Annotated in this window: 13 protein-coding genes; 5 read left to right on the top strand and 8 right to left on the bottom strand. The window is 48.0% G+C overall.

Translation table 11 applies throughout. The annotated features are described in order from the left end of the window. Nucleotides 1-46 precede the first annotated feature (46 nt). Nucleotides 47-265 (top strand): hypothetical protein, encoded by a 219-nt coding sequence (locus tag PSE6802_RS0110670; protein WP_019500056.1) that lies wholly within the window; start codon nt 47-49, stop codon nt 263-265. Nucleotides 266-350: 85 nt separating this feature from the next. Further along, entirely contained in the window at nt 351-2,213 is a 1,863-nt protein-coding gene (locus PSE6802_RS0110675; RefSeq protein ID WP_019500057.1) for an ABC transporter ATP-binding protein, read from the top strand. Nucleotides 2,214-2,329: 116 nt separating this feature from the next. Here the strand turns inward: PSE6802_RS0110675 and PSE6802_RS0110680 are convergent, their stop codons facing one another. Further along, nucleotides 2,330-3,490 (bottom strand): cysteine desulfurase family protein, encoded by a 1,161-nt coding sequence (locus tag PSE6802_RS0110680; protein ID WP_019500058.1) that lies wholly within the window; start codon nt 3,488-3,490, stop codon nt 2,330-2,332. 283 nt (nt 3,491-3,773) lie between these two features. On the opposite strand from PSE6802_RS0110680, the gene PSE6802_RS0110690 reads away from it, so the two are divergent. From PSE6802_RS0110690 to menB, 3 genes are all read left to right on the top strand, one after another. Next, complete coding sequence (locus tag PSE6802_RS0110690) at nt 3,774-4,097, top strand: DUF2605 domain-containing protein (RefSeq protein WP_019500060.1); 324 nt, start codon at nt 3,774-3,776, stop codon at nt 4,095-4,097. Nucleotides 4,098-4,227: 130 nt separating this feature from the next. Continuing rightward, the gene (locus tag PSE6802_RS0110695; protein WP_019500061.1) at nt 4,228-4,521 is read left to right on the top strand and encodes a DUF2973 domain-containing protein; all 294 of its coding nucleotides are present in this window, start codon (nt 4,228-4,230) and stop codon (nt 4,519-4,521) included. Nucleotides 4,522-4,623: 102 nt separating this feature from the next. Beyond that, nucleotides 4,624-5,454, top strand: a complete 831-nt coding sequence (menB, locus tag PSE6802_RS0110700) for a 1,4-dihydroxy-2-naphthoyl-CoA synthase (RefSeq protein WP_019500062.1) — start codon at nt 4,624-4,626, stop codon at nt 5,452-5,454. Between the two features lie 221 nt (nt 5,455-5,675). Here menB and PSE6802_RS28545 read toward each other — a convergent pair whose 3' ends face one another. The 7 genes from PSE6802_RS28545 to PSE6802_RS0110740 all read right to left on the bottom strand — a co-directional run bounded on the left by PSE6802_RS28545 (nt 5,676) and on the right by PSE6802_RS0110740 (nt 12,692). Beyond that, complete coding sequence (locus PSE6802_RS28545) at nt 5,676-6,314, bottom strand: calcium-binding protein (protein WP_019500063.1); 639 nt, start codon at nt 6,312-6,314, stop codon at nt 5,676-5,678. A gap of 216 nt (nt 6,315-6,530) precedes the next feature. Continuing rightward, nucleotides 6,531-7,574: a methyltransferase gene (locus tag PSE6802_RS0110710; RefSeq protein WP_202950699.1), complete on the bottom strand. Its 1,044-nt coding sequence runs from the start codon at nt 7,572-7,574 to the stop codon at nt 6,531-6,533. 326 nt (nt 7,575-7,900) lie between these two features. Beyond that, nucleotides 7,901-8,155, bottom strand: a complete 255-nt coding sequence (locus tag PSE6802_RS0110720; RefSeq protein ID WP_019500065.1) for a hypothetical protein — start codon at nt 8,153-8,155, stop codon at nt 7,901-7,903. Continuing rightward, complete coding sequence (locus PSE6802_RS0110725) at nt 8,152-8,922, bottom strand: methyltransferase domain-containing protein (protein WP_019500066.1); 771 nt, start codon at nt 8,920-8,922, stop codon at nt 8,152-8,154. The genes PSE6802_RS0110720 and PSE6802_RS0110725 overlap by 4 nt, the downstream gene beginning before the upstream one ends. Before the next feature lie 95 nt (nt 8,923-9,017). Next, nucleotides 9,018-9,929, bottom strand: a complete 912-nt coding sequence (locus PSE6802_RS0110730) for an AraC family transcriptional regulator (RefSeq protein ID WP_019500067.1) — start codon at nt 9,927-9,929, stop codon at nt 9,018-9,020. Between the two features lie 167 nt (nt 9,930-10,096). After that, a complete protein-coding gene (locus PSE6802_RS0110735) occupies nt 10,097-10,801 on the bottom strand; it encodes a hypothetical protein (RefSeq protein ID WP_156815487.1) in 705 nt (234 codons plus the stop codon). A 154-nt stretch (nt 10,802-10,955) separates the two neighbouring features. Next, nucleotides 10,956-12,692 (bottom strand): putative bifunctional diguanylate cyclase/phosphodiesterase, encoded by a 1,737-nt coding sequence (locus tag PSE6802_RS0110740; protein ID WP_019500069.1) that lies wholly within the window; start codon nt 12,690-12,692, stop codon nt 10,956-10,958. Between the last annotated feature and the right edge of the window lie 17 nt (nt 12,693-12,709).

Here is a 12,709-nt window from a genome sequence, read left to right on the forward strand (position 1 = left end):
CTATAGATATAAATTACTAGACACGAGTTTGTGCAGGAGCAACACTATGATCGCCTCATTAATTGCCTTTGTCCTATCTGTACTGGCTATAGTTAGTATCTCTTTTGTGCTGAGCTACCTGGTTTGGGCCGATCGCAGCCATACTCCAGAGGTGGTAGCTGCAGAAGCCAGTCTGTTTTTCCAAAAGGTAGAGAGTATCTTGCTAGCCTTTTTGATTGGTGGGATCGCATGTGCTGTATTTTTGACGCAAATGCAGTGGCAGTAGCTTTTGGATCGTTCTGGCAGAGCGACATTATCCGTATTTGTAAATCTTTCCAACTCCACCAAGGTTTGCGAGTGGTAAATAAACGATGACCCGCTCGCGATCTAGTGGCAGGGTGGGTATTAGAGCAGTAATCGCTAATCTGCCGCGCCTGCTCCAGTTAGTTTGGGCGGCATCGCCACGATGGTTAGTGCTTAGCTTGACGCTGACACTAGTGGATGCGGTTATGCCTGCCGTCCAGCTCTATGTAACTAAATTAATTGTCGATCGCGTAGTAATTTATATTGGATTAAATACCGGATCGAATGCTACAAGTAGCTTGGATTGGTCTTCACTGGTGAGTTTGGTGGGACTCGCCTTTATACTGAGATTATGGCAAGATACCCTTCAGCAGGTAAATAGCTATGCCACTCAGGTCTTAAGCGATCGCTTTGCACTCTATGCGAACGGCGTTCTACTGCGACAGGCGATGCGCTTAGATCTAGCTCATTATGAATTGCCGGAGTTCTACGACATTCTCAGCCGCGCTCAACAAAGCGGCAGTAATTATCCCTTGCGAGTTCTCAATACATTGACCAATCTGATCGGACAATGTGCGGGATTTATAGGGTTGCTTGCGCTATTGCTGCGATTTAGTCCCCTCGTGATGCTGCTGCTATTTCTGAGTGCGATTCCAACATTTTGGGTGGGAGTAGATTTTTCCAGTCGGCGCTTTTGGATGCTGCGTCACCAAACACCAAGCAAGCGACTGGCCGATTACTTTGGAGACGTGCTAACGGAGCAGGAATATGCCAAGGAAGTGCGACAATTTAACTTAGGCGATTATTTGGTCAAACAGTACGAGGAAATTCGCGATCGCTTTAACCAGGAGTCGCGATCGCTGGCAGGTAAGCAAGGGCAAGCCAAATTGGCGATTGGTGTTCTGGCTAGCTCTGGGTTTTACGGTGCCTATGGCCTGGTAATCTATCAAGCAGTACGCGGTGCGATCACGGTGGGAGATTTAACCATGTATGCTGGCGCGTTTCAGCAAGCCCAGACAACTTTGCAGGGCATTTTAACCAACATCGCTCTCATCTACGAATACAATCTCTATGTATCTCAGTATTTTGAATTTCTCAACTTGCAACCGCAGGTAGTGGAATGCCCTTCTCCTCAAGCTTTTCCCACACCTATCCGTCGTGGCTTAGCGATCGAGGATGTCAGCTTCACTTATCCAGGGGCGAGCGAACCGACACTCAGGCATATCAATTTGACGGTCAAACCCAACGAGTGTATTGCCCTGGTAGGAGCAAACGGTTCTGGGAAGACTACGTTATTGAAGTTATTAGCGCGGTTTTACGATATCGATGCTGGCAAGATCGCGATCGATGGGATTCCCTTATCGGAATTTGCGTTAGAAGACTTACGCGCAAACGTGGGCGTGTTATTTCAGGATTTCGCCCGTTACGCCCTTACAGTCACCGATAACGTGGGGTTTGGCAATCTCAAAGAGCATCACAACCAGGAGCGCATTCGCCAAGCAGTTACGGATGCAGGGGCAATCGAGATAGTGCGGGATTTAGCGAATGGTTATGCCACCACCCTGGGCAAAATCTTTACGGGTGGGACGGAGTTATCCGGCGGTCAATGGCAAAAGATTGGTTTATCCAGAGCATTTATGACATCAGCCCAGATTCTGATTTTGGATGAACCGACAGCAGCCGTCGATGCGATCGCCGAGCACGATCTCTTCCAGCGCTTCCGTCAATTGACTCAGGGCAAAATGACCTTCCTTGTCAGTCACCGCTTCTCCACCGTCCGCATGGCAGATCGGATCGTAGTTTTAGATAAGGGAGAGATTGTCGAAGTAGGCAGTCATACCGAACTAATTGCTAAGCAAGGGATATACGAGCGCATGTTTCGCCTGCAAGCGGCCAGTTACCAGGAAGAACGCAACGATTCATACAAATGAACTTTTAGAGGTCTGTCGAACTCGCAATTACAGAATTATAGCCATAGACAGATCTGTTAGGACAGGGGGTGTGGGGGCTGCGCCCCCACGCAGGGGTGGAACCCCTGCACCCCGTCCTAAGCCTGTTGGCTATAGCTATCTCTCGATCTTGCTTGTAAGATCGCTTGACGTAATGCTTGCGCAGTGCGATCTATGTCAGACTCAGTTGTAGCTCGACCCAGAGTTAAGCGAATTGCACCTAAGGCTTGGGCTTGACTGTAACCCATTGCCAGGAGGGTTGCGCTCGGAACCAAACTACCACTGCTACAGGCGGAGCCAGAACTAATGGCGATTCCAGCCGCGTTCATAGCTCTGACTATCTGCCGCCCGTTTATACCGCTATGACAAAAGCTGGCATGGTGCGGCAATCTATCGCTCTGTTTGGAGCCAGTTGGGATTAGATCGGGAATATCTGACAGTTGCTCGAACAGGCGATCGCGCAACCCTGCCAATCGCAACGATTCCGTCGCTAATTCCTGTTGAGCTAATTGTGCGGCTACACCAAATCCGGCGATCGCTGCCACGGGTTGGGTGCCGGAGCGCAAGCCCCCTTCTTGGCCGCCACCGCTCAATAACGGTCGCAAACGCACCTCGGGACGCACGTAGAGAGCCCCCACTCCCTGCGGGCCGTAAATTTTGTGGCTGGAAATTGACAGTAAATCAACTGGTAAAGTCTGGACATTGATGGGCATATGCCCCGCTGCTTGCACCGCGTCAGTGTGAAACCATACGGCAGCATCGCGACAAATCTGCGCCAACTTTTCAATGGGCTGAATCGCACCCACTTCGTTTTGACCGTAGATTACCGATACCAAAACCGTATTGGGCTGCAAAGCCGCAACTAGCGATCGCGGGTCAACTCTACCAGTATTATCGACAGGTAGTCTGGTAACCTGCCAGCCGATTTGTTCGAGCCACTCCGCAGGGCGGGCGATCGCTGAGTGTTCTACCGACGAGATAATCAGGTGCTGCGGTTGGCAATATTGCCTGGCAATCCCGAATAAAGCCAGGTTATCCGCTTCCGTACCGCCGGAGGTAAAGATAATATGCTCGGCCTCAGCATTAATTAAATCGGCAACCATCTGGCGCGCTCTTTCCATTACCATAGCGGCACGCTCTCCCCAGGCATGGAGGCTGGATGGGTTACCCCACTGTGCTGACATCACCTCCTGCATTTTAGCGATCGCCTCTGGCCTGGTTGGTGTAGTCGCACCGTGGTCGAGATATATCTGCTGCATAGGTTTCACTAAGGCTACAACAGGATTTTAGCAATGCAAGCGTATTATGTTCCTTAAGGTCAGCTTAACCAGCAGCGTCGTTAGTGCGGATTTTGCTTTGCCAAATCTAAAATTTTTGTTAAATATTAAGAAAGGTAACAAAGCCCTGTCATTTTTGGATACACTGTTTACAGAGCAAAGTTCTACTTATATTTAGGTTCCCACGCTTTGCTTGCAGATCTTTATCGATACGATTTGCGTCAGATTAACTTTTACTTAATTTTTGACATTAGCCAAGTATTGAATGCGCATGAGCAACCCTCCATCTCCAGAGTCCGAGTTATTACAAGAACTTCTAGACCCATTGCTAGAAGACTTTCGTTACTGGTTTGGGCGATCGCGTGATCTGTTGGAGTTGCAAAAGTTAAGTTTTCTTTCCGATGCCGAACAGTCTAGCTTACTTTCTAGAGTAAAAGACGCATTAAAAGAAGTAGAAACAGCTACTGTCCTTTTCAACGCAACTGGCAAGCAGGTAGGCATAGACATAGCTGCAATGAAACCCTGGCACGGTCTTTTGATGGAATGCCAATCAGTCGGAATACGTTACCATCAAAGTAAAACAACCTAGAAGTAGAGCTTATTTTAACGATTAATTTTTTATTTCACGAGCCATAAGATAATTGTTTTAAGCTAGAGATTTAAATTCAAATATTTCAACTATTTCCACAAAACTTGTAAGGTAAAGCAAAATATAAGCCATGTTGGAGATTCTATATATCGTTGCATTCACTGCCCTTTCGCTATTTGCCGTAGTCAACCTGATTCGGAGCATGATCTCCTTGGCTCAAAATGAGGGCAGAAGCCAGTACCGCTATTCCAATGGCCGCAAATTAAATAAAACCAGGGGCGATCGCCTGATTCACCCGGAGATGCTAGACAACAATGGCAACTTGATCGACGAGCCGTTGCTAGTAATTCGAGCGATGGGAGTCGAAGATGCCCGTTCCCGTCTTGATGAACTGTACGAATCCTCGCCAGGTTTTGATAACTAGTCGGTGTAGCGTTAGCAGTCAGCAGTTAGCAGTCAGATTTTAGCTAGAAAATCTTACGATCGGGAATAATATAACAACAAATAATTAACTATTGGCTGAAAAATGACTGATTGGCAGCTAGTTGCCGGGTTTGAGGATATTCTCTATCACAAGGCCGATGGCATGGCTAAGGTGACGATTAATCGTCCCCATGTGCGCAACGCCTTTCGCCCACAAACAATCTCAGAAATGATTCGGGCTTTTACAGATGCCCGCGAGGATACCGACATTGGTGTGGTTTTACTCACTGGAGCCGGGCCTGCCTCTGACGGTAAGTATGCTTTTTGCGCTGGTGGCGATCAGAAAGTGCGAGGAGAAAGTGGCTACATCTCGGAAAATGGCGTACCGCGCCTCAACGTTTTAGATTTGCAAAGACTAATTCGGACGATGCCCCAGCCCGTGATTGCTTTAGTGGCTGGCTACGCGATTGGTGGGGGGCACGTTCTTCATGTAGTATGCGATTTAACGATCGCTGCCGATAATGCTATTTTTGGGCAAACTGGCCCGATGGTGGGCAGCTTCGATGGCGGGTTCGGTGCTTCCTATCTTGCCCGCATTGTAGGGCAGAAAAAGGCGCGGGAAATTTGGTATTTGTGCCGTCAATATAATGCCCAAGAGGCCTTAGAAATGGGCTTAGTCAATAAAGTCGTACCCGTCGAGCAGCTTGAAACCGAAGGAATTGCTTGGGCACAGGAAATATTAGAGAAAAGCCCCCTTGCCATTCGCTGCCTCAAGGCTGCTATGAATGCTGACTGCGACGGTCAGGCAGGCATTCAAGAATTGGCAGGCAATGCCACGTTACTTTTTTACATGACTGCTGAAGCCCAGGAGGGCAAGCAAGCTTTCCTAGAGAAGCGCAAGCCCAATTTCCGCCAATACCCGAATTTGCCTTAACCTGAATAATTCGGTAATGTATGTCTCAGCTTTGTGGCCAGACATGACGAAATTAATGAAGGCAGAGCTTGCAAAACAACAGTAACCACAGATTCAGTGTACTACCACAGTGTTGGAGATTCACTTGCCCTGATGCGATCGCTTTAGAATGGGACAGGGCAGGCTTTGGAATCTGCCCATTATGCGGGATAAATTACTTTAACAAGAGTGATTTATTACTGTTACGCGCTGATAAAATGTCCCGCAATTTTCTCTGGAGATACGCCATCAACTACACCCAGATATTCTCCCGAGACACCTAATCTGATTAGAGTATTGTCTCCGTCAGCCACTAATGACAAATCTCCTTCACTTACACCACCAGTAAGTCCGATCTCGTCAGTGTCTGGGTTAAAGTCAAAGATCTCAGCGGCGGATGATGGGTCGGCAAAAGTATTATTGCCTCTTAGAATAAATACATCGTTGCCGTGACTGGCCCCACCTATTAATAAATCGCGAACTCCCAAACCACCGTCAAGAGTGTCGTTACCACCTCCACCATCAACATTATCCGTTCCTCTACCACCATGAAGAATATCGTCTCCAGTACCGCCAAAGAGAAAATCGTTGCCCGACCCGCCAAAAAGAGTGATGCTATCGTTAAGGCTTGTCAAAGTGTCATCGCCAGCACCACCGCTGAGCGTATCCATACCTCCACCGCCAATAATGTCGTCGTTGCCGTCATTACCTTGAATATTCTCTGCATCCTCCGAGCCAAAGATGGTGTCATTACCGGCGAGACCGCGCACGACCGCCCCATTCGCTTGGCCTGGCTCGAGAACGAAAGAGTCATTGCCATTAGTTAAATCTAAGAAATTCATGGTATTAATCTCCAATCCTTGAGTGAATTAGTTGAATGAGATATAGCGGTTTTCAGATCGGAAAGAGTAGGGGGTTTGGGGGCGTTGCCCCCAAGAAGGGGAGGCAGGGCGGTCTTGGGGGTTCCCCGCTAGAGCCACTGCCGTGTGGAACCCCTTCACCCCAAAAATAAAACCCGTTCTCAAGTGAAAACTGCTATAGATTTGCACTCGCGATTATTAATGCGGCTTAGTCGCTAATATCAGTGGCGAAGGTCCCGGAATTTCTACAGTTCGGATGTCGATAAATCCTTTGTCGCTCAACCAACCGCTAATCTCTTCTGTAGAGAAGGTATCGCCCCGATCGGTATGGACGAGCATATTCACGGCGAAAATCAGGGCATTTAACGGCCCCGTGCGATCGCTATTCGTCAGCCATTCGGAGATCGCGATCGTACCGCTTGGCGCAAGTGCGGCAAAAACCTTCTCCAGCAAAAGGCGGCTTCGCACTTCCCCTTCGCTATGCAGGATTTGTCCCAAGATAACAACCTGGTAGCCGAAGCCGAAGTCCACTTCCAATAGATCGCCTGCAAGATATTGAAAGCGATCGCCGACCCCATGCTGCTCGGCAATTCTCTGCGTGACAGGAATCACGTCTGCCCAGTCAACTGCTGTCACTCTCACTTGAGGAGAGGCTTGTGCCAGAGCAATACCCCAAACACCAGAGCCTGCCGCTAAATCTAATACTGATATCGGCTGTTCGACATGACCCAAGCCCAACGTGTTTGCCAGCACTTTCGCAGACGGATATGCTGCGGGGAAAAGTGCGGGGACGAATGCTTCAAAGTAAGGCGCGCCGATTGTCTCTCGATTCACAGCAATAGTAGGTTTACCCGTCTGCACGACTTCGGATAACTGCATCCATTGGGGCAAAAGTCCCCTAACTGTGTGATGCAGTAGCCCGCCGAGAAAGCTGGGTTGTGTACTGACGAGAAAAGCGCTGCTCTCTGGGGTCAGGCTGTAGCGTTGCTCCTCATCTTTAGATAGCAGAGCCAGTCCGACCAGGGCATTCATGATAGCACGCAGTCCGCGCGCGGATGCTCCGGTTTCTTCACTTACCAGTTCGATAGTCTTAGAAGTATTATTTAGCACGTCAAAGACACGATGATGGAGGGCAACTTCGAGAATGAGGGAAGGCGCATAGCCAAAAACAAACTGCATAATGTGCTCGGGAGTAACTTGAGTTTGCAGGTTGGATTCCATTGTTTTACCTTGTATAGGCATAGTATTTCTCCTTTAGATTATCGATTTAAAATATTGGAATTGGAACTTCCAGATAGCGAATCAATGCCTGACTGCTGGCAACTTCGATCGAGTTGGTAGTACGGCAAGCGAATCTGTTGAAATGATTCGTTTGGGTTGAGCCTGCCTTTGGTCTGAAGACCTCAAATGTTGCCCACACGCTGAAAAAACTCCTGCATGTTTGTATTGAAAACCGAGGTCTCGGGTTGTATAGCTATAGCCAATAGGCTTAGGACGGGGTGCAGGGGTGGAACCCCTGCGTGGGGGCGCAGCCCCCACACCCCCTGTCCTAACAGATCTGTCTACGGCTATATCTCCTCTCGATAGCGAGTGCGGGTGTAAAAGAAGATGCGCAGGGTTGTCATTTTCACCTCCTTCCCTGAGTTACTATCAGCATAGGAGAGCGTGTAGTATTCATCTTTCCGATTCTCGCAATTTTTTATCGATTCTTGCTCTGTTCGCGAATCATTTTGGGTGTAACGCCGAGCAACCGTTTGATATAAACGTTCAAATGCACCCGATTGGCAAAACTTACCTTCTGAGCTATTTTTGCGATCGCTCAACGGTAAGCAATAACGAACAACCTGCGAAAGGGGAATAAAATGCGTCCGTCTTTCTGGCATGGATATGCTTTTGTATATCCTTCCAGGATAAGTTGCTCGAAACGCAGCTTTTCCGCTTCGCTCTCTAACGCTGCTAAAAAAGGACGCAAGCCACTGCCGCGACACCAATTGACGATAGCTTTCGGGCTGTCCATAACGTGATAGTACTCCGTCTCCCAAATATCGATCCGCGACGCGATCGGTTGCAGCACGTCGTAATAAAATGAGGGCTTTTCTCTCGTCTGCGCTTGTCGCGCTTTATCCATCCTCCGATCCCACTGCGGATCGCTTGCCACTTCCAATATCACTTGACGCAAGGGAGACAGATCTCTGGCGGGGATTTGAACCGCAAACGCCCCATCGGGCGCAACTTGTGCGAGTAAATGCGGAAACAACCACGCGTGGTCTGGCAACCAATGCAACGTTGCATTGGAGAATGCAATGTCAAATGGGGTATCCGCAGTCCAGGTGGAAATATCTGCCAGGAGCCAACGTGCAGATGGATAAGTTTTGGACGCAGCAGCGATCATTTCTGCAGAGCGATCGAGACCAATCGCTTCCGCATTCGGCCAACGCTGCCGCAGAATGGCAGTACTGTTACCCGGCCCACACCCCAAGTCAACGATCCGAGTTGGGTTCGCCACTTGAATGCGTCCGACCAAATCGATTGATGGTTGCGTTCTTTCGGTGGCAAATTGTAGGTAAAGATCGGGGTTCCAGGTTGACATGGGCTTGAAGCTCAACTGTAGAAAATCGAAAACATTTTGGAATAAAATGACTAGAGGTATAGCCTCGGCCTGAATCTTTTAAGTTATCGCACCTTTTACCAATTCTTACCTTGCGAGCGGATCGTTTTGGGTGTTACGCCGAGCAAACGCTTGACATGAACGCTAAGATGTGCTTGATTGGCAAATCCCACTTGTTGGGCAATATCGGCAATCGTATCTTTTCCATTTAATAGCAAGGTTTTCGCCCGTTCTATTCGACAGCGCAATACGAACTGATGTGGGGTTAATCCCATCGATCGCTTGAACAATCGCGCGAAGTAGTGGGGACTCAGGTGTGCGATCGCTGCCAGTTCTGCTAAACCCAAGTCGCGATCGAGATTCGCTTGGATATAGTCAGCCACTTGACGCAAAGCGAATTGAGGTAATCCATCTGTATAGTCTTTGAATTCTGGCTTTCGTCGTCCGTAGTATTGAAGTAAATGCACTGCCAGCATTGTCGCAGTTGTTTCTGCATATAATCGACTGCCAATCGGGGTTTGTTCGAAAACAGTTTTAAGTGATAAACCAACTTGATATGTTAAAGGATCTGGCGTTGCAAACTGAGGCACTAGTTCTGTTGCAGTACTAACTGTTGCATCATCAAGCAAATGGGCAAATAGAGAAGGCTCTAGTCCGATTGCAATTATTTCCAAATTATCTTTCCAACAACGTCTATGAGATAGATTCGCAGGAATAATGGCGATGTTTCCAGGAGCGACTGATTCCTTCATAGTGATGCCATCTATAGTGCGCTCTGCTGAATGAGGATTCGTATAGATAAGAATGTTATGTATCGTAGTGCAAACTTCCGGCATTTCATATGCCGGCTGACGCATATAAGCCATTTTAATGTTTTGCCAGGGCGTTGAGTAGCTCGTTAAAAGCGGTGAATGTGGAAATAGATCCACCAACTCTTGAGGCGTGTAAACCCTTGGAGATTTGTCAGACTGCATTGTCACTTTTACCATTCATGTCTATTCCAATTATAGACTGCCTGCTATAGCGGTTTTCAGATGAAAACGAGAAGGGGGTGAAGGGGCAACACCCCCAAGAAGGGGTTCTACCCCTTCACCCCATAAACTAACCCCTTTCTCAATTGCAAAACGCTATAGAACGAGTAACTCTCATCACCTACTTAATTATGATGCCCGAGAATTCTCCCAAAAGCGATGGGAGTTTTTTCTTCACGCTTAGATTCGCCTCCCCTCCAGTGGTAAGCAATAGGCTCGCCCTTGCTGTTAACGATCAATCCGATTACACCTGAACCCAAACCAGTTTGACCCTTACGGCGGCTGTCCCGTGCATGAGGAGAAGTGGTGGAATCTATTACCGATACGAGGAATTCATCTGACTGTTTGGGATTGACGATTGGCTGAGCTTTCACTACCATCACGTGACCGGTATTGGTACTATCGCTCTCAGGTGGGCGCAACCACGCCACAATATCACCCGCCTGGATGAGATCTACTTTGCGAACGCGCTCCCAATTGGTAGACCTTTTAGCAAAGCGCGCGAACATTGCATGAAAATCCTGAGCAAGTGGGCGCTTAGAACTTCTTTTAGAAATGGGTAACTCGGCATAGGCTGCTGGCAATACTCTCTGTAGCGTGTAATCTAAGAAGCCGGAACAATCGTAGTTAAATCGCCCAGTTGTATCATCTATATCAGTGCGATGTTGATAGTGCGAAGTACGCATCAATGACAGTTGTCGCTCTGCTTCCTGTAACAGTAGAGGAGAGCCTGGAGCATTAGGCTTTGGTTGTGCGATAACGGTAGGTGCGATCGCGATCGCTAAAGCGATTAATGCAATCGAAATTAGACTGAAGACTCTCTTTTTCATGACATAAAATTTCAAAGGTGAGATACTACCCAATTTTTTTGTAGTATAGGAAGCTTTGCTTAATATATCTTTTAGATTACTGCTACTTTTTATCGATTCTTGCGCTGTTCGAGAATCTTCTGGACACAATACCTAGCGATCGCAACCAAACCACCTAAACCCCTTCGAAGAAACATTTATCCTCTAGTAGCATCCGCTCCAGTTGTTCGGCAGGGACAGCATGACTAAATAGAACTCCCTGAATTCGATCGCACTGATTTTGCTTGAGGAAATCAAGTTGACCTTGAGTTTCTACACCTTCTGCGACCGTGGTAAGCGAGAGAGTGTGGGCTAAATCGATAATCGCCATCGCGATCGCGGCATCATGTTTATCTGTGGTAATGTCTCGTACAAAGCAGCGATCGATTTTGATTGTATCTACGGGAAAATTTCTGAGATAGCTGAGCGATGAGAAGCCCGTGCCAAAGTCATCGATCGCGATGCGCAAACCCATGTGTCTCAATTCTGAAAGCACTGGCAGCGTCACATCTGCATCTTTAGTGATTACCCGCTCTGTAATCTCTAATTCCAAGCTTTGAGGCTGAAAGTTGTACTTGCCGAGCATTTCTTTCAACAGATCGATGAGATTTCCCTGGCGGTAATGCTGGCCTGAAATATTGATGGCAAGGCGGTTGAGCTTTACCCCAGATGCCTCCCATGCCGCATACTGAGCGCAAGCAGTATGCACTACCCATTCGCTCAGCCGCAGAATTAAGCCCGAGTTTTCAGCTAAATGGATAAACTTACTAGGTGCGATTATGCCTAATTCTGGGTGTTGCCAGCGCAATAATGCCTCGGCACCAACTATCTTACCTGTAGCTAGAGAGAACTGGGGTTGATAAAATAGACGAAATTCTTGGCGATCGAGTGCGCGGCGCAAACTATTTTCCAGAGCCATCACCTCGGCTGTCTTGGCGTTCAACTCTGACGTGTAGAACTTGTAGCTATTTCTGCCCGCCTCCTTAGCATAGTACATCGCCGTATCAGCATTTTTAATCAGGCCATCTACTTCCAAGCTATCGTTGGGATATACAGTAAGACCTAAGCTAGCAGTAGTAAATATTTCGTGGCCGTAGATTTTATAGGGAAGTGACACAAAATCAAGGATATTCTGTGCCATATTTTTAAGTTCCGCTTCTTCAGGATTAACTAAGTTAACCAAGATGATGGCAAACACGTCACCCCTCAAGCGTGCCACTAGATGAGGAGGAGGCAGCTTGTCTTGCAAGCGCCGAGCTAGGGCTTGCAGCAGCAGATCGCCAATATCGTGACCCAAGGTGTTGTTAATGATATGGAACTGATCGATATCCAGGAACCCCAACACAAGGTTCTGCCTTTGTGTCGCAGCCTGGGCAACTGCCTGTTGCAGCAGGTCGTGGAACAGCAAGCGATTTGGCAGGTTAGTGAGGTCATCATGTTGAGCCAGATATGTCATCCTGGACTCAGTTTGTTTGAGCTCCCGCTCGACTCGTTCTTGTAGGGTTGCCTGTTTCTTTAAGCGAGCCGCGATCGCGCTCAGCAGTTCCTCGATCGTGAATGGTTTGGTTAAATAATCATCTGCCCCCAATTCCATCCCTTGTCTCATATCCGCTTTATCAGCTTTAGCAGTAAGGAAAATAAATGGGATAGTAGCTGTTGAGGGTTCTCGGCGGAGAGTGGCGAGCGTCTCGTAGCCATCTAGCTCTGGCATCATCACGTCGCAGACAATCAAATTAGGTAGATGCTCTAGCGCTAATCTCACCCCCACAACTCCATTTTCCGCCCCAATGACATCAAAACCTTCATAGGAGAGTGCCTCGATCATCTCCTCGCGGAGCGATTCCATATCTTCAATAACTAGAATCTTAGTCATATCGATTGTGTAATGAT

Origin of the sequence: Pseudanabaena sp. PCC 6802 (genome assembly GCF_000332175.1) — a bacterium.
In the GTDB taxonomy this organism is placed as follows: domain Bacteria; phylum Cyanobacteriota; class Cyanobacteriia; order Pseudanabaenales; family Pseudanabaenaceae; genus PCC-6802.